Origin of the sequence: Bacillus sp. P14.5, assembly GCF_003316765.1 — a bacterium.
Classification (GTDB): domain Bacteria; phylum Bacillota; class Bacilli; order Bacillales; family Bacillaceae_B; genus Rossellomorea.
This window is the reverse complement of sequence record NZ_NIJF01000107.1, coordinates 87,887-112,889: the sequence shown is the minus strand read 5'-3', so window position 1 is coordinate 112,889 and position 25,003 is coordinate 87,887. Positions and strand designations below refer to the sequence as shown.

The 25,003-nt window shown below is 43.2% G+C and carries 19 protein-coding genes, 16 tRNA genes, 1 rRNA gene, 1 pseudogene and 1 other annotated feature; of the genes and pseudogenes, 35 read left to right on the top strand and 2 right to left on the bottom strand.

Features of this window, described 5'->3' with window-relative positions; all coding sequences use genetic code 11:
• The first annotated feature begins 256 nt into the window (after positions 1 to 256).
• The 30 genes from rrf to B9Z54_RS21600 all read left to right on the top strand — a co-directional run bounded on the left by rrf (position 257) and on the right by B9Z54_RS21600 (position 17,538).
• A 5S ribosomal RNA gene (gene rrf, locus B9Z54_RS21745) occupies positions 257 to 373 on the top strand.
• Between the two features lie 9 nt (positions 374 to 382).
• A tRNA-Asn gene (locus B9Z54_RS21740) sits at positions 383 to 457 on the top strand.
• A 5-nt stretch (positions 458 to 462) separates the two neighbouring features.
• Positions 463 to 554 (top strand) — tRNA-Ser (locus tag B9Z54_RS21735).
• Positions 555 to 567: 13 nt separating this feature from the next.
• Positions 568 to 642, top strand: a tRNA-Glu gene (locus B9Z54_RS21730).
• A 7-nt stretch (positions 643 to 649) separates the two neighbouring features.
• Positions 650 to 725 (top strand) — tRNA-Val (locus B9Z54_RS21725).
• A 93-nt stretch (positions 726 to 818) separates the two neighbouring features.
• Positions 819 to 892 (top strand) — tRNA-Met (locus B9Z54_RS21720).
• 95 nt (positions 893 to 987) lie between these two features.
• A tRNA-Asp gene (locus B9Z54_RS21715) sits at positions 988 to 1,064 on the top strand.
• 196 nt (positions 1,065 to 1,260) lie between these two features.
• A tRNA-Phe gene (locus tag B9Z54_RS21710) sits at positions 1,261 to 1,336 on the top strand.
• Between the two features lie 11 nt (positions 1,337 to 1,347).
• A tRNA-Thr gene (locus B9Z54_RS21705) sits at positions 1,348 to 1,423 on the top strand.
• 11 nt (positions 1,424 to 1,434) lie between these two features.
• Positions 1,435 to 1,518 (top strand) — tRNA-Tyr (locus B9Z54_RS21700).
• A 42-nt stretch (positions 1,519 to 1,560) separates the two neighbouring features.
• Positions 1,561 to 1,634 (top strand) — tRNA-Trp (locus tag B9Z54_RS21695).
• Positions 1,635 to 1,646: 12 nt separating this feature from the next.
• Positions 1,647 to 1,722, top strand: a tRNA-His gene (locus tag B9Z54_RS21690).
• Between the two features lie 43 nt (positions 1,723 to 1,765).
• Positions 1,766 to 1,840, top strand: a tRNA-Gln gene (locus B9Z54_RS21685).
• Between the two features lie 5 nt (positions 1,841 to 1,845).
• A tRNA-Gly gene (locus tag B9Z54_RS21680) sits at positions 1,846 to 1,920 on the top strand.
• A 5-nt stretch (positions 1,921 to 1,925) separates the two neighbouring features.
• Positions 1,926 to 1,999 (top strand) — tRNA-Cys (locus B9Z54_RS21675).
• A gap of 10 nt (positions 2,000 to 2,009) precedes the next feature.
• A tRNA-Leu gene (locus B9Z54_RS21670) sits at positions 2,010 to 2,094 on the top strand.
• A 10-nt stretch (positions 2,095 to 2,104) separates the two neighbouring features.
• Positions 2,105 to 2,178, top strand: a tRNA-Gly gene (locus tag B9Z54_RS21665).
• Positions 2,179 to 3,074: 896 nt separating this feature from the next.
• A complete protein-coding gene (locus B9Z54_RS21660) occupies positions 3,075 to 3,956 on the top strand; it encodes a carbohydrate ABC transporter permease (protein WP_240190054.1) in 882 nt (293 codons plus the stop codon).
• The gene (locus B9Z54_RS21655) at positions 3,956 to 4,783 is read left to right on the top strand and encodes a carbohydrate ABC transporter permease (RefSeq protein ID WP_113930446.1); all 828 of its coding nucleotides are present in this window, start codon (positions 3,956 to 3,958) and stop codon (positions 4,781 to 4,783) included. Before B9Z54_RS21660 ends, B9Z54_RS21655 begins: the two co-directional genes overlap by 1 nt.
• 71 nt (positions 4,784 to 4,854) lie before the next feature.
• Positions 4,855 to 6,141 carry an ABC transporter substrate-binding protein gene (locus tag B9Z54_RS21650; protein WP_113930445.1) on the top strand — a complete coding sequence of 429 codons (1,287 nt, stop codon included), beginning with the start codon at positions 4,855 to 4,857 and terminating at the stop codon, positions 6,139 to 6,141.
• A 142-nt stretch (positions 6,142 to 6,283) separates the two neighbouring features.
• Positions 6,284 to 8,098 carry a cache domain-containing sensor histidine kinase gene (locus tag B9Z54_RS21645; protein WP_113930444.1) on the top strand — a complete coding sequence of 605 codons (1,815 nt, stop codon included), beginning with the start codon at positions 6,284 to 6,286 and terminating at the stop codon, positions 8,096 to 8,098.
• Positions 8,076 to 9,653, top strand: a complete 1,578-nt coding sequence (locus B9Z54_RS21640; RefSeq protein WP_113930443.1) for a response regulator transcription factor — start codon at positions 8,076 to 8,078, stop codon at positions 9,651 to 9,653. The genes B9Z54_RS21645 and B9Z54_RS21640 overlap by 23 nt, the downstream gene beginning before the upstream one ends.
• A gap of 18 nt (positions 9,654 to 9,671) precedes the next feature.
• A complete protein-coding gene (locus tag B9Z54_RS21635) occupies positions 9,672 to 10,397 on the top strand; it encodes a ThuA domain-containing protein (RefSeq protein ID WP_113930442.1) in 726 nt (241 codons plus the stop codon).
• Positions 10,398 to 10,415: 18 nt separating this feature from the next.
• Positions 10,416 to 11,441, top strand: coding sequence for a Gfo/Idh/MocA family protein (locus B9Z54_RS21630; protein WP_113930441.1), 1,026 nt, complete (start codon positions 10,416 to 10,418; stop codon positions 11,439 to 11,441).
• Positions 11,442 to 11,458: 17 nt separating this feature from the next.
• Complete coding sequence (locus tag B9Z54_RS21625) at positions 11,459 to 12,499, top strand: Gfo/Idh/MocA family protein (RefSeq protein ID WP_113930440.1); 1,041 nt, start codon at positions 11,459 to 11,461, stop codon at positions 12,497 to 12,499.
• 12 nt (positions 12,500 to 12,511) lie between these two features.
• Positions 12,512 to 13,480 (top strand): sugar phosphate isomerase/epimerase family protein, encoded by a 969-nt coding sequence (locus B9Z54_RS21620; RefSeq protein ID WP_113930439.1) that lies wholly within the window; start codon positions 12,512 to 12,514, stop codon positions 13,478 to 13,480.
• Between the two features lie 240 nt (positions 13,481 to 13,720).
• Positions 13,721 to 13,975, top strand: a binding site (T-box leader).
• 126 nt (positions 13,976 to 14,101) lie between these two features.
• Positions 14,102 to 14,560, top strand: a complete 459-nt coding sequence (locus B9Z54_RS21615) for a GNAT family N-acetyltransferase (RefSeq protein ID WP_162785324.1) — start codon at positions 14,102 to 14,104, stop codon at positions 14,558 to 14,560.
• Positions 14,561 to 14,893: 333 nt separating this feature from the next.
• Entirely contained in the window at positions 14,894 to 15,799 is a 906-nt protein-coding gene (locus B9Z54_RS21610; protein ID WP_113930437.1) for an aminoglycoside phosphotransferase family protein, read from the top strand.
• A 152-nt stretch (positions 15,800 to 15,951) separates the two neighbouring features.
• Complete coding sequence (locus B9Z54_RS21605; RefSeq protein ID WP_113930436.1) at positions 15,952 to 16,770, top strand: SDR family NAD(P)-dependent oxidoreductase; 819 nt, start codon at positions 15,952 to 15,954, stop codon at positions 16,768 to 16,770.
• Between the two features lie 234 nt (positions 16,771 to 17,004).
• Positions 17,005 to 17,538 (top strand): HAD-IIIA family hydrolase, encoded by a 534-nt coding sequence (locus B9Z54_RS21600; RefSeq protein WP_205207752.1) that lies wholly within the window; start codon positions 17,005 to 17,007, stop codon positions 17,536 to 17,538.
• A gap of 142 nt (positions 17,539 to 17,680) precedes the next feature.
• Here the strand turns inward: B9Z54_RS21600 and B9Z54_RS21595 are convergent.
• Positions 17,681 to 18,570 (bottom strand): annotated as a pseudogene (locus B9Z54_RS21595) (fructose bisphosphate aldolase).
• 260 nt (positions 18,571 to 18,830) lie between these two features.
• Here B9Z54_RS21595 and B9Z54_RS21590 point away from each other — a divergent pair.
• Together B9Z54_RS21590 and B9Z54_RS21585 are read left to right on the top strand one after the other, a co-directional pair.
• Complete coding sequence (locus B9Z54_RS21590) at positions 18,831 to 19,280, top strand: hypothetical protein (protein ID WP_113930434.1); 450 nt, start codon at positions 18,831 to 18,833, stop codon at positions 19,278 to 19,280.
• 279 nt (positions 19,281 to 19,559) lie between these two features.
• Complete coding sequence (locus tag B9Z54_RS21585; RefSeq protein ID WP_113930433.1) at positions 19,560 to 20,423, top strand: phosphotransferase family protein; 864 nt, start codon at positions 19,560 to 19,562, stop codon at positions 20,421 to 20,423.
• Between the two features lie 51 nt (positions 20,424 to 20,474).
• Here B9Z54_RS21585 and B9Z54_RS21580 read toward each other — a convergent pair whose 3' ends face one another.
• A complete protein-coding gene (locus B9Z54_RS21580) occupies positions 20,475 to 21,146 on the bottom strand; it encodes a B3/B4 domain-containing protein (RefSeq protein WP_113930432.1) in 672 nt (223 codons plus the stop codon).
• Positions 21,147 to 21,552: 406 nt separating this feature from the next.
• Between B9Z54_RS21580 and queG the strand changes: the two genes are divergently transcribed.
• The 3 genes from queG to B9Z54_RS21565 all read left to right on the top strand — a co-directional run bounded on the left by queG (position 21,553) and on the right by B9Z54_RS21565 (position 24,979).
• On the top strand, positions 21,553 to 22,698 hold the full coding sequence (queG, locus tag B9Z54_RS21575) for a tRNA epoxyqueuosine(34) reductase QueG (protein ID WP_113930455.1): 1,146 nt from the start codon (positions 21,553 to 21,555) through the stop codon (positions 22,696 to 22,698).
• A gap of 160 nt (positions 22,699 to 22,858) precedes the next feature.
• On the top strand, positions 22,859 to 24,088 hold the full coding sequence (locus B9Z54_RS21570) for a Bcr/CflA family efflux MFS transporter (RefSeq protein WP_113930431.1): 1,230 nt from the start codon (positions 22,859 to 22,861) through the stop codon (positions 24,086 to 24,088).
• 474 nt (positions 24,089 to 24,562) lie between these two features.
• A complete protein-coding gene (locus B9Z54_RS21565) occupies positions 24,563 to 24,979 on the top strand; it encodes an NUDIX hydrolase (RefSeq protein WP_113930430.1) in 417 nt (138 codons plus the stop codon).
• Positions 24,980 to 25,003: the final 24 nt, after the last annotated feature.

Genomic DNA, 25,003 nt, shown 5'->3' with positions numbered 1-25,003 from the left:
AAGCGCAGGCGGCTTGAACAGAGGCGACAGGCATATGCCAGCAAGCAGATGAGGGCGGTAATTGCCCTCGGCTGATTGATGACATATGACCCCGAGCCTCTAGCCGCCGGAGCTGGATTGCAAAATGCAGCGAAACTCGGAATACTTTTTCTTTCTTCTTATACTTTATCTAGTTTTGAGTGAATAATTTTTTGAGAAAACACTTGCAAAAAATATAAAACTCGCTATAATAGTACTTGTCCCTAAAAAGACAATGTCTGGTGACTAAGGCGAAGAGGTCACACCCGTTCCCATGCCGAACACGGAAGTTAAGCTCTTCAGCGCCGATGGTAGTTGGGGGATCTCCCCCTGTGAGAGTAGGACGTCGCCAGGCTAGTATTATTCCGCAGTAGCTCAGTGGTAGAGCTATCGGCTGTTAACCGATCGGTCGCAGGTTCGAGTCCTGCCTGCGGAGCCAATAATGGAGAGCTGTCCGAGTGGCCGAAGGAGCACGATTGGAAATCGTGTAGGCGGGTAACCCTGTCTCAAGGGTTCAAATCCCTTGCTCTCCGCCATTATAACTTTTACGGCCCCTTGGTCAAGCGGTTAAGACACCGCCCTTTCACGGCGGTAACACGGGTTCGAATCCCGTAGGGGTCACCATTATACTGGAGGATTAGCTCAGCTGGGAGAGCATCTGCCTTACAAGCAGAGGGTCGGCGGTTCGATCCCGTCATCCTCCACCATGTTTTTTACGAAGCGAAGCGGAGTAAATAAACTTCCTTATTAAAAGGCTTCAGCGCAAAAGCGAAGCGGAGTAAAAAACTACATTTTATCGTCGCGGGGTGGAGCAGTTCGGTAGCTCGTCGGGCTCATAACCCGAAGGTCGCAGGTTCAAATCCTGCCCCCGCAATACCATTTAATCCTTGTAAAAAAGGATAGAGGTTTTGACAATAATAAATGTCCCTTTCACTAATGAAGGATATTTTGCTTGTCAGCAAAATCCCTGGTCCGGTAGTTCAGTTGGTTAGAATGCCTGCCTGTCACGCAGGAGGTCGCGGGTTCGAGTCCCGTCCGGACCGCCATTTTCATGATACAATAGAATTTGATGGAATTGGGATTGTCCCAATGAAATCATAGTTCAAACTAAGAGGGTTTCGATAAGCAAGAAGTTCAAGGAAGCAACTGAGTGAACACCGGAGCGCACTGACAGGTGCGTGAGGATGTGAGCGAAGGCGCTGACGAAGAAATTCGCAGCTTAGCGGAAGCTGAAACAAATATGGCTCAGTAGCTCAGTTGGTAGAGCAATGGACTGAAAATCCATGTGTCGGCGGTTCGATTCCGTCCTGAGCCACCATTTTCCAGATTGCCGGTGTAGCTCAACTGGTAGAGCAACTGACTTGTAATCAGTAGGTTGGGGGTTCAAGTCCTCTTGCCGGCACCATCGGGATATATGGAGGGGTAGCGAAGTGGCTAAACGCGGCGGACTGTAAATCCGCTCCTTCGGGTTCGGCAGTTCGAATCTGCCCCCCTCCACCATCTCTTACTAAACAAAGTAATATCATTAAAAGATAATTTCATAGGGGTATAGTTTAAAGGTAGAACAGAGGTCTCCAAAACCTCCGGTGTGGGTTCGATTCCTACTACCCCTGCCAATTTAACTTGTGGCGATTGTGGCGAAGTGGTTAACGCATCGGATTGTGGTTCCGACATTCGTGGGTTCGATTCCCATCAGTCGCCCCATAAGTTTTCACAAATTACTTCATAGCTGCATATTATATATCAATGGGCTATAGCCAAGCGGTAAGGCATCGCACTTTGACTGCGACATGCGTTGGTTCGAATCCAGCTAGCCCAGCCAATCTTGCGGAAGTAGTTCAGTGGTAGAACACCACCTTGCCAAGGTGGGGGTCGCGGGTTCGAATCCCGTCTTCCGCTCCATTGTTGGCGGCATAGCCAAGTGGTAAGGCAGAGGTCTGCAAAACCTCTATCACCGGTTCAAATCCGGTTGCCGCCTCCAAACAACACTTGCCGGTGTGGCGGAATTGGCAGACGCGCACGACTCAAAATCGTGTTCCTTCTGGAGTGCCGGTTCGACCCCGGCCACCGGTACCATATGTATATTGCGGGTGTAGTTTAGTGGTAAAACCTCAGCCTTCCAAGCTGATGATGAGGGTTCGATTCCCTTCACCCGCTCCATACATACATACTCAAGCCTTTCTCATTTTGAGAGAGGCTTTTTTGTGTTCTTTTTTTATTAATAATATCCAAGGATAGGATCCTTTTGATCTGCTCACGTTAGTGCTGGTCAACTTTTAAGAAGAAGAGTGGTGTTGTATTTACTACTTGGACTTACGGCGTCAATTGGAAAGAAACATATAAAATCTCCTGTGTGACGACGGGCTTTCCAGTTCGAATGCTCAGCCTAGCAGGGGATCTCAAGAGAATAATAAGAAATACCACTCTTTTTATTGAGAACATTGATTGCCGCGGCTCGAAAGGTAATTCTTAATTAGACTCAGGTTAAGAATGCCGCTTTTTGAACCATGAAAAGTATTAGGCTGCTCTTATCGATTCACGTGAGGTATTTTTAGCCTATTCAATAGAGGGAAAAATTCCCCTTATTCAAGAAATAGCACTGAAATTAGCTTAAATAGAGGGAGAGATTCCCCTTATTTGACTAGAAAGACTAGGAAATTGTTACTTATGCTTTCAATAAAGGGAATAACTCCCCTTATTTACCACAAAATCAGCACAAATCAGCAAATAGCGGTATAATCTCCCTTTATAAATCCGTTAGTTATTTTCAACGCCAGCCACTTGGAGCCGTATACCTGCTGGAGAAAACATCAACATTTCTTAAGAACTAAATATATTAGATACCTAACCTCCATTCGACAAGTATCTACATTCTTCGGGTGGTGACTGTCACCAAGTAATCAAAATTTTGCCCCTTCTTTGTCAATTCAGTATACCTCTTCGAGAAAGCGCTTCCATTATACTTTAGGAAAGTATTAAGTCAGGCGGTGATACCGGTGGAGACAAAGATTGAGACAGGGCCAGTGAGTCCGGAGATACAGATCAAGACGGCATCCATGAAGAAGAGGAAGTATAAGAGCATGCTGACCTACGCAGCCTTTGTGGGACCAGCACTGCTGTTTTTCCTGGTGATTCAGATTGTGCCATTTTTGATGGGGCTTTATTATTCTTTTACTTCATGGAATGGAGTCAGTTCTGCGGTTCAGTGGGTTGGGATTGAGAACTATAAAAGGATTTTCACAGATGATCCTGTTTTCTTCAACTCCTTTATGTTTACAACTAAATTTATGTTTGCTGCAGTCATCATTAGTAATTTAATAGGTTTCAGCTTTGCGCTGCTTCTTAACGCAGCCTTGAAAACTAGGAATATATTAAGAACAGTTTTCTTCATTCCTAATGTTATTGGCGGATTGCTGCTTGGATTCATCTGGCAGTTCATCTTTGTAAAAGGGTTTGCCTCTATTGGAAACATGACAGGGATCGGATTTTTTAAGATGCCATGGCTGGGTGATGAGAACACTGCCTTCTGGGGAATCGTGATTGTCTTTGCCTGGCAGATCAGTGGATACATGATGGTCATATATGTTGCGGCATTACAGGGTGTTGATAACTCACTTCTGGAGGCTGCTAAAATTGATGGAGCATCAGCTTGGGCAGTTTTAACAAAGATCATCATTCCGTTAATATTGCCGGCATTTACGATTTGTTTCTTCTTGACCATTTCTATGGCCTTTAAAATATTTGATCTCAATATTTCCCTGACTGGCGGCGGACCTTTCAATTCGACACAGTCAGTGGCCATTAATATTTATCAGGAAGCGTTCCAGAACAACCGTTATGGCTTGGGTACAGCGAAATCCATCCTATTCTTTGTAGTTGTGGCCGTCTTCACAACGGTTCAAGTCATGCTGACGAAGAAGAAGGAGGTTGAGGCATAATGGGCAGCAGTTATACCAAAAGGCCATTTGTATTTGAAATCATTGGTATTATAGTAGGGCTTATTTTCCTGGTTCCCTTCTACTTTGTGCTGATTAACTCAGTAAAGCCTTTTGCTGCAATATTAATTGATGCTGCAGCTTGGCCGGAAGAATTTCTGTTTTCCAACTACGCAAAGGTTTGGGATATCATCAACTTTCCAAGAGCCTTTTGGAATTCTCTGGTCATCACAGTCTTTAGTAATATTGGTCTGGTGATCATCAGCTCGATGGCTGCCTGGAAGATGGTTAGGACACCAGGCAGGTTCAGTAAGATTCTGTTTGTAATCTTTGTTTCCGCAATGGTCATTCCATTCCAGACAGTCATGATTCCTCTTATGAAGCTGGGAGGTGCATTGCAGCTGACAAACAGCATTCCAGGTTTGATCATTATGTATTTTGGCTTTGGTGTACCTTTGTCCTTGTTCCTTTTCCACGGTTTCGTCAAAACAGTACCGATAGAAATCGAGGAATCTGCGATGATTGATGGCTGCAGCCAGTTTGGAGTATTTTGGAGGATTGTATTCCCGCTGCTTAAGCCGATTACTGTAACAGTGATCATCCTGAACACATTATGGATCTGGAACGATTACCTGCTTCCTTTGCTTGTTCTCCAAGATGCGGAGTTAAGGACGATTCCCTTGGCAGCGAGCTCTTTCTTTGCTCAATATACGAAACAGTGGGATATGGGACTTGCGGCATTGGTTCTCGGAATCACGCCGGTCATCATTTTCTTCCTGTTCTTACAGAAGCACATTATTAAAGGAATTGCATCAGGTTCAATTAAGTAGATATAAAGTTCCTGGTAATATCCAGGAATTTATATACAATATGAATTAATACCAGGGAGGTCACACTAATTATGAAACGTTTTCTGCTTTTATGTATGTCTTTAGTTTTTGTATTCGGTATTGCAGCCGGATGTTCTTCTGAAAACACTTCAGGTAATTCCAATGGCAACTCAGATTCAGGGAATGACGATGAAGTGGTAACACTGAACTTCTTCCAATTTAAGGTTGAAATTGCCGATCAGCTTGCGGAAATGATTAAAGAATTCGAAGCTGAGCATCCAAACATCAAAGTGAAGCTTGAGACAGTCGGCGGTGGTGCTGATTACGGTGCGGCACTAAAGGCTAAATTTGCATCAGGTGAAGAACCTGATATTTTCAACAACGGTGGATTCAAGGAACTGGAACTGTGGAAAGAAAAATTAGCTGATCTTTCAGGTGAGCCTTGGGTGGAGCATGTTCTTCCAATTGGCAAGGTGCCTATGACAGATGAGGACGGCAAGCTGTACGGTATGCCGGTCAACCTTGAAGGATATGGCTTTGTTTATAACAAAGACCTGTTTGATGAAGCAGGAATCACTGAAGCTCCTGCTACAATTGATGAATTGAAAGATGCATCTGAAAAATTGAAAGCTGCCGGAATCACTCCATTTTCTGCAGGATATGGTGAGTGGTGGGTAATCGGGCAGCATTTGCTGAACATCCCATTTGCACAGCAGGATGATCCTGTTGCTTTCATTGAAGGACTGTATGATGGATCTGAAAAAATCACAGGAAATGAGAAGTTCAAGGAATTTAAAGAAGTTCTTGATACTGAGCTTAAATATGCAAACGACAACCCATTAACTACTGATTATAATACTCAAGTCACTCTATTTGCTTCTGGTGAAACAGCTATGCTTCAACAGGGGAACTGGACTGAAAACATGATCACTGAAATCGATCCTGAAATCAACATGGGCTTCCTGCCAATCCCGAACAGCAACGATGAAAGCAGCGCAGACCGCCTGCCGGTAGGAGTACCGAATAACTGGGTGCTGAATAAGAACTCCGAGCATCTTGAAGAAGCGAAAACATTCTTGGAATGGATGGTTTCTTCTGAAACCGGCAAGCGCTACATCACTGAGGAATTTGCCTTCATTCCAGCGTTCGATAATATCGAACCGGCGGGTCTTGGGGACCTTGGACAGTCTATTCTTGAATATTCTAAAGAAGAGAAAACGATTCCTTGGACTTGGTTCAGATGGCCGGATGGAGCAAATAAAGAATTTGCTGCAGCTATCCAAGAGTATGCGGCAGGGAAAATCGATTATGATACATTGCTTGAGAGATTCCAGCAGTCTTGGGATAACTTGAAGTAATCATTTTAATAGAAAGCATGTCTAAAAAGGCATGCTTTCTATTGCTATATCTACTGAAAGATGCACCCTGAAAAAAACGCTTCCATTAGTTTGGGGATACACACTATACTAGTGTATATGAAAGACTTGGAGGATCGCCATTATGCTCAAGAACAGTATCCGGAATAAACTGATTGTCCTGCTGATGCTGACGACGATCATACCCTTTGGAAGCTCCATTATCATTACATATTTATATACGAAGAATTCAATAGAAGAAGAGGTCGTCCAGGAAAGCAGCAACCTTCTTTATCAGGGGAAAGTCAACTTGGAAAGCTACGTCAATGAATTGAATGGGCTGACGATTTCACTATATAATAATCCGGATTTCATCAATTATATGCGATCTCCAGGAAATGAGAGCAATTACCTGACCATAGGAATCGTGAAAAATGTGGTGCAAACGATACTCTATACTGAAGACACAATCAGAGGAGTCAGAATATCCTTCGCGGAGGATGACAGGGTCGTGTCGGCAACCAAACATTCCACGGTGGTCTTTTCAAACAGAAAGAACGATTCAACCTATGAGGCTTTCATGAATGCCAGGCGAAGTCCCTACAATATGTTCATCGAGCCTGCTTACACGCAGCAGGAAAATACCGGAAAAAGCTCAAAAAACATAGTGAAAATTCACCGTGCCTTCACTAATGTGCCGGATGATGAAGTCCTGGGATATATTTCACTGGATATTGCACCTGAAAAAATCGTGAATCTCAGCAAGAATTTATACAATGCCGATACCGAGGAGTTTTATCTCCTGAGCTCGGAGGGAGATATGATCTACAGCTCCAACAGCAATATTTCCCGCAACCAGAAGAGTCAGGAATGGATACCTGAAATTGTGGAAGGAAATGAGACATCAGGCACCCTTGAGTGGAAGGAAGACTCGTTCAGCGGGGTGATGATTTACGACAGGCTTTCTCCTTCCTCGGGCGGGTGGATCCTGGTCAAAAGGGTATCCTACGCCAACCTTTACGAAAGCGCGTTTAGTGTTGCAAAGATCAATATCATGTTCGGTGTCATCGGCCTGACGCTTGTGATCCTGTCAGTCCTTTTCGTTTCCTTTAAAATCACCTCCCCGATCCGTGTGCTGCTTCAGAGTATCCAGAAGGTCGAAAAGGGAGACATGAAGATAGAATCACAGTCTTTCGGAACGGATGAAATAGGGATGCTTGGATCTCGGTTTCAGGAGATGATCACCAGGGTGAATCATCTGATTAACAGGGAATACAAGCTTCAATTGGAGAATAAGACAAATCAGTTGAAGGTGCTGCAATCCCAGATTAACCCGCACTTTCTGTATAATGCCCTTCAATCCATCGGCACCATTGCATTAAAAAATAAAGTACCGCAAATTTATACGCTGCTTACACACCTTTCTAAAATCATGAGGTATGGGATGGATATGGAAGAAGACATAGTGACATTGAGGAAAGAAATAAATTATACTAACGCCTATCTTCTGTTACAAAAAGAGAGATTCGGAGAAAATCTTCTATACTCGGTAGAGGTAGATGAAAGTGTATGGGATGCAAGAGTGCCGAAAATGCTGATTCAGCCTGTCATAGAAAACTATTTCAAGCATGGATTCGATATCAGGGAGGGAACAGGGACACTAAAGTTGAAGTGTAGTAGAGAGAAAGAATACCTGATTATCACGATCGAGGATAATGGAGCAGGGGTTACCGCAGAAAGGCTAAAAGAGATTCATGCCCACTTCCGGACAAATGCAAAGAACAAGACTGGCGGGGATACAAACATAGGCTTGAAGAATGTGTATATGAGATTGAAGCTTTACTATGATAGTGAGGCAAGCCTTGATTTTCAGAATAAAGAAGGCGGGGGCTTTGTGGTTACCATGAGGCTGCCGGCTGAGATGGAGGGTGAGACTCATGAAAGCACTCATCGTGGATGATGAAAAGCATGTCAGGGAAGGATTGATTTTGCTGGCACAGTGGGAAATCCACGGAATACATACCATTTTAGAAGCGGAAGATGGAGAGGAAGCCATCGAGCTGATCAAGAAACACCGCCCTGAGATCATTTTTACAGATATGAGGATGCCGCGAAGAGACGGAATTAGTCTTTTAAAATGGCTGCATTCGGCTGAGGTCAACAGTAAAACCATCGTTGTCAGCGGACATGATGATTTTGAGTACTTGAGGAATGCCCTCTATTATAAAAGCTTCGACTATATATTGAAGCCGATTGAACCTGAAGTATTGAATGAGACTCTGGATAAAGCGGTCAGGGAGTGGAAGGATCAGGCACTTTCAAGGAGAGCACAAGTGGAAGAAATCCAGGTTCTGAATGAAGTAAAGCCCCTCTATTGGGACCGTTTCTTCTCGAAGCTGTGCCAAACAGAAGAAGTCTCGGCAGCGGAAGATTACCGGGTCCGAAAAGAGTTTGGCCTCTCGATCGCCAATAAACAGAAGAAAATAGCCCTGATACCGATCCAGCAGCTGGTGAAGACAGCCTTCCTGGGAGACCGGGAACTGGCATTTTTCACTGTGAGCAACATTGCCAACGAAATAGTAAGGAAAACCAATGAGGGGGTTTGTTTCCGGAACCTCGACAATGAAGAAGAATTAGTGATCATCATATGGAACGAACAGAACGGTACTCTTATCTTTAATGATATTGTGAGGGCCATCTATCAATACAGCAAGGTTCATCCCCTTCTGGCAGCCGGCAAAGCCACGGTGGACCTTAAAAAGGCCTATGATACCGCTCATCGGGTGTTACAGAACCATGACCTTACTTCTTCAAAGAAAATGGCTGTTCTTGAAGAAATGACAAGCAGCCCTCTTCTTCATCTCCTGGATCATTCGAATGAGCTGAAGTGGGCTTTGCGTTCAGGCAGTATGGAACAAGTTGATTCCCAGCTCCACACGCTATTTAATTCTCTGGAAAAAGAGTATACATTCTCGCTGCAGCAAATTTCCGCCTGGGAAACTCAGTTTAATTTACTGAGAAATAACTGGCTGAAAGAATACGAGATTAACAGGGAAGGTCCCTTTTATAAAGGCAGGGATTATTGGAGTGAAGACGGCAGTTTTTCTCCTGAGCAGTTTAAGAGGGAGAAAGCGGCAGAATTTAAGGAACTGGTGGAGCTTCTGTCTCAGGCAAAATACCAGACAGAAAAGAACAGTATGCAGCAAATTGAAGAGTATTTGCAGCAGCATTACCAGGAGGACATCACTCTTCAGGAGATTGCCGACCGCTTCTATCTCAGCAGGGAGTACATCTCCAGGAAATTCAAGCAGGATTATAAGGCAACCATCACGGACTACTTGACGAGTATTAGAATGGACAGAGCCAAGAAACTGCTTGAAAATCCTCATCTGAAAATCTATGAAGTGGCTTATGGAGTCGGCTATCAGAATGAAAAATACTTCAGCAAGGTGTTTAAGAAACAAGAAGGGGTCACGCCTAATGAATTCAGGCAGTCTCTTTCCCGAAAAATATAAACTTTGGAGGTATCAGCAATGATTAACGTTACAGTATGGAATGAAAACAGACATGAACAGAAAAACCAGACCGTGCGAGATCTTTATCCAGAAGGCATTCACGGAGCCATCGCCTCATTTTTGGGAGAGGAACCCTTCAATGTTAAAACGGCGACTCTGGATGAAGACCAGCATGGTTTGACAGAAGAGGTTCTGTCAAATACAGATGTTCTGCTTTGGTGGGGACATATCGCCCATGAAGAAGTCTCCGATGAAGTGGTAGAGAAAGTCAAGCAGCGAGTATTGGGCGGGATGGGGCTGATTGTACTCCACTCGGGGCATTTCTCAAAGATTTTCAAAACGTTGATGGGCACTTCCTGTGACCTTAAGTGGAGGGAAGCCAATGAGAAGGAGCGCATCTGGATGGTCGACCCAAGCCATCCAATCGCTGAAGGTCTTGGAGAATACATTGAGCTTGAAAGAGAGGAAATGTATGGTGAGCACTTCGATATCCCGGCCCCTGATGAGCTCGTGATGGTCAGCTGGTTCGAAGGCGGAGAAGTATTCCGCAGCGGATGCACATACAGGCGGGGCAACGGCAAGGTATTCTATTTCCGCCCAGGCCATGAAACATACCCAACCTACTACAACAAAGAAGTTCAGAAAGTCATTGTCAACGCTGTTAACTGGGCTGCGCCAGTAAAGCGCGAAAGGCCTGTCTACGGAAATGCCCAGCCGCTGGAAACGATCAAAGGCACAAACTAAAGCTGAGGAGGAAATGAAATGAACAAAATTAAAATTGCGGTAATTGGCTGCGGGAGCATTGCTCAGCACCGCCACCTGCCTGAATATGCAAATAGTGAACTAGTGGAGATTACGGCTGTATGCGATATTGTCAAAGAAAGAGCAGAAGAGGTCGCTGAAAAGTACGGAGCCCGGGCCTATACAGAGTATGAAGAACTGCTGGCCAATGAGGAAGTGGATGCTGTCAGCGTCTGCACACCAAACTACCTTCATGCCCCAATCTCGGTGGCTGCACTGAAAGCAGGAAAGCATGTCCTCTGTGAAAAACCAATGGCTACATCGACTGCAGAAGCAGAAGAGATGATCGGAGCAGCAGAAGCGGCCGGCAAGAAGCTGATGATCGCGCATAATCAGCGTTTTGTTCCTTCACACGAAAAGGCGAAAAAGCTGATTGAAAACGGTGAGATCGGTAAAATTTACAGCTTCCGTTCTGCTTTCGGTCATGGCGGTCCAGAAGGATGGAGCGCAGATGGCAAGGACAGCTGGTTCTTTAAGAAGGATGAAGCATTCATCGGTGCCATGGGAGATCTCGGAGTACATAAAACAGATCTGCTTCGCTACATTCTTGGCGAAGAGTTTTCCGAAGTTGGCTCCTTCATTGAAACCAGTTCAAAGGAAAATGCCGATGTGGATGATACAGCTGTTTGTGTATTGAAAACAGAAAGCGGGATCATCGGGACCCTTGCCGCAAGCTGGTCCTATGTTTCAAAAGAAGATAACTCAACGATTATCTATGGAGAGAAGGCCATCCTGCGTCTGGAAGATGATCCAGTCCATTCGCTCGTCGTCCAGTATGTGAACGGAGAAGTCGTTAGATATGAGCTTGGCGGTATTCAGACCAATGAAGAAGGCGGCCAAAAAAGTTCCCGCGTCATTGAGCAGTTTGTAAAATCTATCGTCGAGAATACAGAACCGGCTGTAACAGGGAAAGAAGGCATGAAGTCTCTGCAGGTGGTTCTTGCTGCCCTGGAATCAAATGAAACCAAACGAATCGTAAAAATCTGATTGAGGTGTATACAGCTATGACAAAACTTCGAATGGGGATGATCGGTGTCGGCGGGATTGCTCAGTCACGCCACATCCCTGCTTATCAAAAACTTCAGGATATAGTTACTGTCGAAGCCGTCAGTGACATCAATACACAGCGCGCGGAAGAGGCTGCTGAACACTTCGGTATCCCGCAAGTATTCAGTGATTATCATGACATGTTTCCTCATATAGATGCGGTTACAATCTGCACACCAAACAAGTTTCATGCAGAAATTTCCATCGCCGCTTTAAATGCCGGAGTTCACGTTTTCTGTGAAAAACCGATGGCGATGACTCCCGAAGAATGCCAGGCGATGATCGATGCTGCGGAGAAGTCCGAAAAAGTCCTAAGCATCGCCTACCACTACCGCTTCATGAAAGAAAGCCAGGCGGCCAAAAGACTGATTGACCAGAATGAAATAGGAGAGCCAATTGTCGCAAGGGCGAGGGCTATCCGCCGCAGAAAAGTTCCCGGCTGGGGTGTATTCACCAATAAGGAGCTTCAAGGGGGAGGAAGCCTAATTGATTACGGCTGCCATTTCCTTGATCTCTCCCTATGGCTTCTTGGGAATCCAACTCCTGTAGAAGTTACCGGGACCACCTATAACAAGCTCAGCAAAATTGCCGATGAAGTGAACATGTGGGGAGACTTTGACCGCGAAAGCTTTGAAGTGGATGACCATGTGACAGCCTACATCAAATTTGATAACGGCGCCTCTGTGCTGTTTGAAACATCCTGGAGTGCAAATGTGAAGAGGGACGAAGAAGTGATGAGCATCTCAGGACTGACGGGCGGACTTGATCTGTTTCCCCTTCATGTAAACCAAATGAAGCATGGCATGCTGCTCAGCAGTAACGCGGACTGGGTGCCGGGTGAAGAAGACCCCGGCATCCCTCAAGCGGAGAATTTTATCAGGAGCTGCCTGGGACTCGAGGAACTTGTTGTCAAACCGAGCGAAGCCATGAAAGTATCACAAATCATTGAAGCCATATACCAAAGCAGTGAAAAGGGTGGAAGCATCCGACTGCAGTAGGAGGAAGCACATATGAAACTGGGAGTATTTACTGTCTTATTTTCGCAAAAGAACTTCGAAGAAATGCTGGATTATGTAAAAGAAGCGGGGCTGCATGCAGTCGAAATCGGCACTGGGGGATATCCAGGGAATGCCCATTGCGACCTTGACACGCTTTTGGAAAGTGAAGAAAAACGCGCTGAGTATCTTGAAAAAGTAACCTCAAGAGGCTTGGAAATCAGTGCATTCAGCTGTCATGGAAATCCGATTTCCCCTGAAAAAGCTTTTGCGGAGGAATCTCACGCCGCCCTTCAAAAGACCATCCGTCTTGCCGGGCTGATGAATGTTCCAGTCGTTAACTGCTTTTCAGGAACAGCAGGAGATCACGAAGGGGCCAAGCATCCAAACTGGCCGGTCTCTCCATGGCCGAACGAATATGGCGATATCCTGAAGTGGCAGTGGGAAGAAAAACTGATTCCTTATTGGAAAGAGATGGGGAAACTAGCCCAAGAAAACAATGTGAAAATCGGCCTCGAATTACACGGTGGCTTCCTTGTCCATACCCCTTATACAATGCTGAAGCTGCGCGAAGAAACCTGTGACGCAATCGGGGCCAACCTCGACCCAAGCCATCTATGGTGGCAGGGCATCGATCCGGTCGCAGCCATCAAAATCCTTGGAAAAGCGGGAGCCATTCACCATTTACATGCAAAGGACACGTATATCGACCAGGACAACGTCAATATGTACGGACTGACAGACATGCAGCCATACGGCAATATCCAGACAAGAGCATGGTCCTTCCGCTCCGTCGGCTGCGGCCACAGTCTGCAGGAATGGTCTGATATGATGAGCGCATTAAGAACCTTCGGCTATGATTACGTCGTCAGCATCGAACACGAAGACCCCATCATGTCCATTGAAGAAGGCTTTGCACGGGCAGTGAAAAATCTGAAATCCATTTTGATTGAAGAGCAGCCTTCTGAGATGTGGTGGGTTTAGGGTTAATTGAAAGTAATTTCTGAGTAATATGGAAGATAGGGTGCCAGCTCTTTTTGGGTTGGTGCTTTTTTTGGGTGTTCTGTTAAAGGGGCAGTTGAATAGGAAATGAGATTTAGTGACTTGCGTTATTAGGAATCGTCACTATATTTTTGATGAAAAATAAAAAATTATAAGTGTTACGTAATAATTTTCAAAGGCTATTTACATAGTTAATTGAATGTTGGATAATATTAGGTAATATTAACTGCGATGAAGAGAAGAGTAGGTAATGAAATCTTTGTCAGAGAGCTCCGGTTGGTGAAAAGGAGCAAGGATTTTTTTACTGAAGCAAGCCTCGGAGCATCACATTGGAACTTACTAAGGGATAGTGTGACGGGTACTCCCGTTATAGAGGAAGGGTATAAGCTAATGTTAAATTTGCGTACCTAATAAGGTTAATATGGCGACATATTAATAAAACTGGGGTGGCACCGCGATAATAATCTCGTCCCCAAGACAACAATTGTCTTGGGGGTGGGATTTTTTTATTTGTTTTTAAAGAAAAGGAATAAAAATAGCCGTTAAGCTATTCTAGGATGTTTATTATTCGGAGAAGTAAATCTTATCTAGAGGAGAATGTTTATGGCACAAATATCAATTCAGGAATTAACCGTGGAAAATATGTATAAATGTTTGGACCTAAAGTTAGCGGATGATCAAGTGGACCGGATCGCTCCTAATGTTTACTCTATTGCAGAGTCTAAGGTAAATCCTAATTTCACCCCTTACGCCATACAATTGGATGAGGAAGTTATAGGTTTTGTGATGACAGAATATGATCCCAAAGAGAGTGAAGAGAGGAAGTATTGGATTCCCAGGTTTATGATTGACATATCTTATCAAAGAAAGGGATACGGAAAAGAGGCGATGCAGCAAGTCATAGATATGTTCAAAGAAAGTGATGACTGTCATTACATCAGCCTTTCAACAGAGCCGGATAATTATTCTGCGCTTAGATTCTATGAATCACTTGGATTCGTAAACACAGGCGTATTGTTAGAGGAAAGAGAAACTATTTTACTTTTAAAAGTTAGGGAGTAACTTTCGAAAAATGCCTTTTTAGGAAAAAATGGGATGAGTTGTCAAATACCCTTCTTCCGTAAACGGCGATAGTTTACGTCTATGGAACTTCTTTTATTTATTGGGGCGTCTGTTGAACAGGCAGCCGCCTTTTTTCAAATGAATTGGCAGTTTAAACAATAAGGAAGCAGGTTTCTGGAGATGAAAATATCGGGCATATGATAGAGCGGATTAGTCGTGTGAAAGACCGGTTGTTCGCTGATAAAGACTGTGTATAATAATTACTTAGAGATTAGGATTGTGAATTACGAATAGAGTGGGCTATGGATATTCGAACTTTAGTGGGGTGTTGGTGTGGGGAAATCAATTATAAAAGAAATTCCTTTCCTAAATAATGTTAAAGATGTTATTGAAATTAAAAAAGGATTTTCCTCAGATGAAAAATATTTAATACATATGCAAGAGGGTAATAATAAGCTGCTGCTTCGGATGTTTGATTTAGAAGAGTTGGAATTCAAGAAATCAGAATACTCGATTCTCGAAAGGATGCAGGAATATAATGTTACTTGTTCACAACCGATTTCAATAGGTGAAGCAGGAAACCGGGGGTTTATGCTCACTTCATACATAGAGGGTAAGGATGCTGAGGATGAAATTCCATTATACTCAGATGAGGAGCAATTTAATATTGGTATCGAGGCGGGCAAAGAATTAAGAAAAATGCATGAATTTCCTGCTCCTGAGCATGTTCCTTCCTGGTATTCCAGGAAAGTTGAAAAGCATAGGAAATATATCGATGCTTACTTAGAGTGTGAGATAAAGGTTAAGAATGACCGAAAAATAATGAACTTTATTGATGAGAATATCCACCTGATGAAACAACGTCCGAACTTATTTCAGCATGATGACTTTCATTTAGGCAATATCATTGTAAATAATAAAAAGCTTGCTGGAGTTATAGATTTTAACAGATATGATTGGGGAGATCCTATTCATGAATTTCTAAAGATAGGAATTTTCACACGAGGAGTAAGCATTCCTTTTTCAATAGGCCAGATCAGAGGTTATTTTAATAATAGCGAACCTGATGAAGAGTTTTGGAGGTTATATTCACTTTACATGGCAATGTGCATTTTCTCTACTGTAGTATGGACTTTAAGAACGATTCCGGACAACATGGATGAGATGTTAGATAGAGTATACATGTACTTAGATGATCATGATTATTTCAGCAGGATAAAACCTAAGTGGTATGAATAGAATTTCTTTTGAAAGAGATTTTATACAAAGGCTTATCCAATACAACACAGCAGTTTATTCACTCATGGCACCTATCCTAAAGGATTAGTGCCTATTTGTGTTGAATTTGTTAAATGTAGTGACCCTTTTAGGGTGGATGTGGAGGAGTATAAATGGAACTATTGCAAGGAAAGATTGCTGTTGTGACAGGTGCATCACGTGGAGCAGGCAGGGGAATTGCTCTCGAGTTGGGCAGGGCAGGAGCAACAGTATATGTGACAGGTCGGAGTGTAAAGGGAGCGACAACCGATAATCGACCAGAAACGATTGAGGAAACCGCTGCCGGTGTTACTTCACGGGGCGGCAAAGGCATCGCAATACGGTGTGACCATACAAATGACGAAGATGTGAGAAACCTGTTTGATCAAATTGAAAGGGAACAGGGACGGATTGATATTCTCGTCAATAGTGTATTTGGAGGTTCTGAAAGTTCGCTGCCCCCAGGAGAAGGACGGCTTTTCTGGCAGCGCCCACTGGAGCATTGGGATGCTATGATGGTTGCCGGTCCGCAGGCTTACCTGCTGACTACTCGTTATGCTGCACCACTGATGACACAGCACCGTAATGGGTTGATTGTAAATGTCACTTTCTTTATGAAAGATAGAGTGGCAGGCAATTTATATTACGATTTAGCCATGAATGCCATTAATCGAATGACAATGGGGATGGCAAAAGAACTGAAGGAGTTTAACGTTTCAGCGGTTGCTGTCTGTCCAGGTTGGATGCGTACAGAAAGAGTTATTGATTCAGGTTATGGGCCGGAAGATGGAACAACGGAAACCACCGCTTATGTAGGTCGCGCTGTTGCAGCATTAGCATCAGATTCCCAGATATCTAGTATTTCTGGTGAAGCAGTTATGGTCGCTGAATTGGCAAGGAAGTATGGCTTTACGGATGAAGATGGATCTCAGCCTTTGCCGTTTGAAGGATAACTTGCTTCCTGTACCTCAGAAGGCAGCTTTAAGTTCAATGAATTTGTTATCATTGATTCGTCTTTCTTCGAGCAGAAGACTATTCTGGAATGGGAGTGGTACCAATGTATCGTGACAAACAAGATAAAAATTCTCCGTGCCAGGGATTTTGGGAGATGAAAGCAGGCTGTTTAACTATTTCTGTAGCAGTTTAGTTATGCTGGGAAGAATTATAAAAGGAGGAACAGGATACTAATGAACATTGAAGCAGTTTTTGTTGACCGTGATGGAACTATCGGTGGTACTGGACACTTCATTCACCCTCAAGATTTTTCCCCATATTCGTTCAGTAGAGATGCATTACAAATTCTAAGGGATAATAATATAAAAATTTTTGCTTGTACTAATCAACATAGAATAAGTAGAGGTGAAGCTACTCTCGAAGATTTTCATAAAGAATTTCAATCATATGAATTTGATGATGCCTTTATTTGTCCTCATAGTCCAGAAAATGAGTGCAATTGTCATAAGCCAAAACCAGGAATGCTATTGGAAGCATCAAAGAAATATAATTTGGATTTAACAAAAACGGTATTTATTGGTGACGTTGGTTCAACAGATATGTTGGCTGCTCATTCTGTTGGAGCAGTAAAAATATTAGTACTCACAGGATGGGGATATAATTCTCTAAATCAACACAGGAATAAATGGGCAGAAATTGAACCAGACTATGTTGCTGAAAACCTTTTAGAAGCTGTTAAATGGGTCATAAGTAAAAGTGAGGAATAATTCTTTATTTAGCAGGAGAGAACCTTCTCTACATTACATAGTCTAATTTTATATATAACAAGCAGGAGGCAAAGCAGTAGACATTCAGCTATCTATTAAAAAAAACCCCCAACCTCAAACGGAAGCAGGGGGCAAAACCACTCTATTTTTTATTAACAGAAGCATCATAAATCGATTCAATGGCACTCTTCATAGCTTCGTCGAAATCCTGGGAGGTTTGATTGAATCTCAACTCTTCTGCAAGTGCACGGGAGAAGCTTGCAATCATCCCATCGTTTTTTTCAATTTCTCGTTTGCTTCATCACGAGAGTAACCGCCTGAGAGGGCAACCACCCTTACTACGCGAGGATGCTCGACCAATTCCTTGTAGGCATTGGCCTTTGTCGGAATGGTGAGCTTCAGCATTACATTCTCATGCTCTGACAGATCATTCAGCTGCTGCAGGATCTCCTTCTGCAGAATTTCTTCACATTCTTCCTTTTTCTCACTGTTGATATTAACTTCCGGTTCAATGATAGGAACTAAATCTGCTGCGATGATTTTCTTGCCGACTTCGAATTGCTGGTCAACGACAGCTTTAATTCCTTCTTGATTCGGTTCATGGATGACCGAACGCATTTTGGTGCCGAAAATGTTGCGTTCATTCGCACGGCGAAGGGTCTCATCGAGATTGGAATTCGGCTTCATGAGCTGAACCCCGTTTTCTGTTTGAGCTAGTCCTTTATCCACTTTTAAGAAGGGAACAATGTTTTGGTCAGCCAGATAATCCGCTGTATACTGCCCCTCTACTTTGCTGTCCATCGTCTGCTCGAATAAAATGACTCCAAGGATATGCTCTGAACTGAATGCAGGAGATGTGATGATTCTAGTGCGCATCGTATGCACCTGTTCAAACATCTCATCTTCATTCGAATACGCATCTCCCATAACGCCATAAGCTTCCAGTGCTTTTGGTGTGCTGCCGCCGCTTTGGTCCAGCGCGGCAATAAACCCTTTTCCATTCTTCATACGATCTAATTGATTCTGATTCATAAATTCCACTCCTTTTTCATTTACTTCTCTGATAAACCTTCCTCTATACTAGTTCCCCAATTTTATAAGGAGTTAACATATATTAAATGAATCGAAAGGAGATAGAGCATTATCTCAAAAAATCTATAAGAGTAATGACGTAATCTGTATATAGTGTTTCAAGTGCTCAAGAAGGCAGCTTTTTATCTATCTTGGAAATCTATTATAAGGTAGACTAACTATAAAATAGAGGAATTACTGATTATGTAAGGTGGGATTTAATGAAGAGTCGAAGCACTATGCATTACTGGCGTCCAAGTGAGGAAATTGGGGAAGTGTTAGAATTTGAAAAGCTTGAATACATATTCCCCAAAGTCAAAATTATATATCAAATTATTAAAGATAAAAAACTCTTAAATAAATACGTTTGCTTCACATTTAATGAAGGAGTTCTTTCCCTAAGATTTTCTGATGAATGTCATCGTTCTGAGATAAATAACCTTAAATATGTAGATTCAAGAAATCCCGGGCAGTATGGTCGAAAGGAATTATGGCCGTTATTTAAAATGGAAAACTCTGAATTTGAAAAATGGTATTTGAGTAAGGGCGCAGGACCAGGTTTTGGAGCTGAAATAACTGATTATGTTTTTGTTGATTTAGTGAATCTCCTTGAAGTTTTGAGTAATTATGAACCAATTGTGACTATACATCATTCTGTAAATGACATCTGATACATTAATATGGTAATTCAAGAATAAACTTTTTGCTTAATAAGTTAGTTGTGATGCAATAGAGAAAATCATCTAGTAGTTCCAAAAAAGTATTTAATTCTCTTAACTAGCAGGGTTTTCTCTGTTGTTATATTTAGTTAATATGGTAAATGGAAATCAGCTTTCTTTGTTCCTCTATCGGGAGGCTAGTGAGGAAATGCTCCAATGGATCAATTAGAAATAGAAAGAATAATTCAACGGTGAGTTTTTAAATGAGACGAATAAAAGGGGTAAAGCTTGATGTTAAATTCTATCATTCAACAGTTCGGGCTACAGGTACTATCAACCAATGAGGTTGAAGACTCCTTTAGTTCAACTGTTTATAAGTGTACTTTGTTCAATGGTGAAAACGTTTATTTGAAGATGCCTTTTTCCAAGGTTAAGTTTCAGCGGGAATTAGAAGCCTATAAGATATTAAACGGAAGAGTAGCCATTCCGGAATTGCTGGACTTTTGGAGGGGTGATGAGGAGTGTGCCGGTGCATTCTTGCTATCTGAATTAAAGGGAAAGCCGTTGACATCCAACGTTTCACCAACAGTTGCATATCAGGTTGGAGTTCTTCATGCAGAAATGCACTCTGTCAGTCCACCTGAAGATATCGAGTTGAAGGGCATAAAAAATGAGTTCTCGAACTGGTCCCAATTTATTGAGGATCAATTCTATAGTTTTGCACAAGATGTAAAGGATATTTTGGATGAAGATTTTTATCGAAAGTCCATTGAGAAATTTGAAGAGATGAAAAAACAGCTCCCTGCTCCAGACGGACCAAGCTTTGTTCACATGGACTTTCGTCCGGCAAATATTATAGTCAATAATGATGAAGTTTCAGGAATTATTGATTTTGAAAGTGTAAGATTTGGTTCTACAGAAGTGGATTTTACTAAACTGTACCGTGATTTTTTAAGTGTGGATGATAACCTGTATACTGCATATAAAGAGGGATACTCCAGCATCAGGCCATTGATTGATCTAGATAGTGTATTGCCTTTCTACCGATTTGTAGATGCGTTCAATAGTATCGGCTGGTGTAAACGGAGAGGTATTGAGAAAAATGCTGTATTTCTGGAAGAGAGTTTAGCGAGATTAAAAAACTGGGTGTTATAGTTAATACTTCATTAATAAAGCAGAGACCGGAAATGATCTCTGCTTTTTCTATTAATTTTCAACAACAGTAAAGGTTCCTTCTCCCCCATGAATCGAAACAAACATATCCATCAGCGATTTTGTCAGCTTTTCGCTTTCCTCGACTGAAAGAGAAGGCTTGAGAAAGATAATTTGTATTGCATTCTTCGTTTCTTCTCCAACAGGAGCCCGGGAAGAGTCAACAAACGGGCTGCCGAAGGGACCACTATTGTCGCTTGCCACAATCAGGTTTTCAAGGGAGTTTTCCCGTCCATTCAGGCCAGTGTAGGTTTCACCTTGTTCTCCCAGTCTAAATTCAAGGTAATCTCCTTGCAGATTATCAAAGTCATAGATGCCGATCGGAACTTCGTATTGAAGAGAAAAGAAGTTGTTGAGGTCGATGGCCGAATTGATCGTTTGCAGGTAGTTTTGCTTTTGGATACGGCGAAATAATGCCTCAGCCGAATGCCGATAGCGGTTGGGATCTTTTCCGACGGTTTTGAAAATTTTTCTCCATTGGGCGACGCCGTCTATCTCGGTGACGCCTTTTTGCTGCAAGTCGAAGAAAATGGATTCTTGAAAGAGTTGAAGCCTTCCTTTCAGCATTTGCGGGGATGCTCCGACTTCGATATCCTTATATTGAATAAAACCAATTTTAAATCCGTCTATTTTCTCTGTAATAGCAGGGCTTATTGTAATTTCCACTTATTTTCCCTCCACATTTATTTTAAAATAGTTTATCATAGTACACGGTCATATTTCATATAAGCGAATTCGTTTGTTTTCAGTAAGATACTTTAAACGTTAGTAATAGATGGTATCATTTACTCTTTACTTATTTGAAATAAAGTAACAGTCTTAGCACTTAGAGATGAAAAATTAATTATATAAAACAGCTTTATTTTTATGCAAAGGTATGTTGGATAATAAACTCATTGAACTTGAAATTTTTATGCAGCGTTGATTGGAGCGGAAGGTGTACGATCTCCTGCGGGACTAGCGGGACAGGTGAGACCCCGCAGGCGAAAGCCGAGGAGGCTCACCGCCCGCCCCGCGGAGTCGTGCACCTGGAGCGGAAATCAACTACTCAATTAGAAAGGAGGAGAGAGCAATGGATTTTGATGGGCTGAAGCAGGATATCATTGAATACAGCAAGGAAATCGGCATTGATAAAATCGGGTTTACGACAGCGGATACTTTTTCGGAAATGAAGAACCGCCTGCTGCGCCAGGAAATGCTGGGATATCAGTCAGGCTTTGAGGAAAAAGATATCGAAAAGCGTGTTGACCCCTCACTGATTTTTGACGGACCGAAATCAATCATTGCGATTGCTCTCGCCTACCCTTCACGTATGAAAGATGCTCCTCAAAGCAAGAGGGGAGAGCGCAGGGGTATATTTTGCAGAGCCTCTTGGGGCACCGACTATCATACCGTTCTGAGAGACCGCTTGGCGAAGCTGGAAGACTATATCCGCTCTAAAGTTCCTCAAGCTCAGTTCAAATCCATGGTGGATACTGGCGAACTTGTCGACCGGGCTGTTGCCGAACGTGCGGGAATAGGGTGGAGCGGGAAAAATTGCGCCATTATCACACCGGAGTTTGGCTCTTATGTCTACCTTGGTGAAATGATCACTAATTTGCCTTTTGCTCCTGACGAGCCGATTGAAGAGAATTGCGGTACATGCAATAAGTGTGTGGATGTTTGTCCAACGGGTGCCCTTATCGAAGGCGGACAGCTCAATGCCCAGCGATGCATTGCCTTCTTGACCCAGACGAAAGGGTTTCTGCCTGATGAATTTCGAACGAAACTTGGCAACAGGCTGTATGGCTGTGATACGTGCCAGACAGTTTGTCCTGAAAACAAAGGGAAGGACTTCCATAATCATTGGGAAATGGAACCGGATCCTGAAATCGCCAAGCCGCTGCTGAAACCTTTGCTGACGATAAGCAACAGGGATTTTAAAGAGAAATATGGGCATGTATCCGGTTCATGGAGAGGGAAGAAGCCGATTCAGCGGAACGCCATCATTGCCCTGGCTCATTATAAGGATGAAACTGCGATTCCTGATTTGATCTCTGTGATGGAGAACGATGTGAGACCTGTCATGAGAGGAACAGCTTCGTGGGCAGCAGGGAAGATAGGCGGCAAGGAAGCGGAAGAAGCTCTGCAAAGGCTTCTGGAAAAAGAGAAAGATGAAGAAGTGATTTCTGAAATTCATAAGGGGCTGGAGATGCTGTCGGCTCAAAAAAACAGCTAAAGCCAAGGAGCTTTGGCTGTTTTTAATAAATTTAAAATGTCGAGTCATTTCTTTTGAATAAGCTGTACACCATTTGCTAGAATCAATTGAACTTATTGGAAATTTAAGTATAAGAGTTTTATACATTGAAAGTGTATTAGAGGAAGGAAGTTAAACAAACATGATACAACAACCAACAGGCAGGGAACGGATCGGCCTGGCCTTTCTATTGGGAATGCTGGGAGTACTCGGCCCGCTGAATATCGATATGTACTTGCCGAGTTTTCCTGCTATAGCAAGTGACCTCGGAGCTACGGCTTCACAGGTTCAGCTCAGTTTGACAAGCTGTCTGATCGGTCTTGCTGCCGGTCAGATTGTGGTGGGACCGATCAGTGATGCAAAAGGGCGAAGGAGCCCCTTGATGCTCTTTATCTTTTTATTTGCCCTGGCATCGATTCTTTGTGCCATTGCACCAAGTATCACAGTCCTTATTATTGCTCGTTTTCTGCAGGGCTTTACTGCGTCGGCAGGAGTAGTGCTTTCACGTGCAGTTGTACGGGATGTGTTCAGCGGCAGGGAATTGACCAAATTCTTCGCTCTGCTGATGGTAATCAATGCGACTGCGCCGATGATTGCCCCGATAACAGGCGGAGCTATACTGCTTCTTCCTTTTGCGACATGGAATACGATCTTTTATTTTCTTGGATTTCTCGGATTGGTCATTGTAGGGGTCATCGCCATGAAATTGAAGGAAACCCTGCCGCCGGAAAGGCGGATTCCAAGTACTCTGGGAAGTACTTTTAGAACAATGGGCAGCTTGATTATGGACAGATCTTTCATCGGCTACGTGCTGACCATTGGCTTGATTCATGGAGGCAGCTTTGCGTATGTTGCAGGAACGCCTTTCGTCTACCAGGGGATTTACGGGGTATCTCCGCAGGTGTTCAGCATTCTCTTCGGCATTAACGGCCTGGCGATTATTACGGGCAGCTTCCTCATCGGCAGACTGGGAGGCATCATTCCCGAAAGGAAACTGCTGCGAGCAGCGGTCATCATCGCTGTCAGTGCGACTTCTTTCCTCCTCGTCATGACGATTATGGAGGGCCCGCTGGCAGCGATTGTCATTCCAATCTTCATATATATGACAGCCATGGGAATGGTTCTGACAAGCACCTTCACTCTGGCGATGGAACATCAGGGCCACAGGGCAGGAAGCGCCAGTGCTGTGCTGGGAATGCTTCCACTCGTTGTGGGGTCAATTGTATCCCCGCTTGTCGGAATCAATGAGTCAACTGCAGTGCCAATGGGAGCGACTTTGTTTATCACCGCTGCGCTTGGTGCGGTCGCATTCTTCAGCTTAACGGGAGAGAAGCGGATTGCAGGCCAGCAATTTAGTACAAAAAGAAATTGATTATTCTTTAATCAGGAGCCGGATGCTTATCTTGTAAAGAGATAGCATCCGGCTTTTTTTGATAGTCTTGTAAATTCCTGGCTATGGCGGAGTCTCTAGAGAACTTAAAGCTTGGTATTAAAAAACCTCTCTTAAAGTAAGGAGACAGTTGTTTACGCGCAACTTCATTCCATCCTAGTAGGAGGTATGTCCTCTGCGGATGATGAACAATCCTTAATTGAGTAACAGGTTATACTTAAAATAAGCGAAAATTTTCCGGTTAAGTCCAGTAAAAAATCTCGCCGTCATATCTTTAAAGCAAATAAGGTAAATTTCTCCGCCTATTTTAGCCATTTTGGGAGCTGTTTCTTAAATAAGCAAAATTTTTCCCCTTATCTTTCCGAAGTTATCATGAATAAACTTCATATAAACGAAGCTGAGAGTGAGCCTGACACAACAAAAGCTGCCTCATCATAATAGGAAGGAGAATTGTTTATGAAAAGAGAAGATGTTGTATATGCACTGGTTTTTGATGAGCTAGAAAAAAGGGTGCTCATGGTCAAGAATGCAGGTTCAGTGTGGACTCTGCCGGGAGGTGCTGTTGAAACAGGGGAAACCCTTGAAGAGGCAGTGATCCGCGAGGTGAAGGAAGAAACCAATCTAACAGTGGAAGTGGAAGAACTTCTTGCTGTGAATGAAGCTTTTTTCCTGAAGAAGGAGGTTCACCCTCTGTTCTTCACTTTTAAAACAAAAGTGGTGGAAGGTGAGGTATCCATTTTGGATCAAGGTGAAATAGAGGAAATTCAATGGGTAGATATTGAAACGGCTGACGAGAGGATGCCTTATCATCGCGGTGGAGTACAGGGCCTTTTGGATGGGGAGCTGGTTTATATCTATCAGGGGAAGAGTTAGTTCGATTTATTGCTCTTTTCGTAA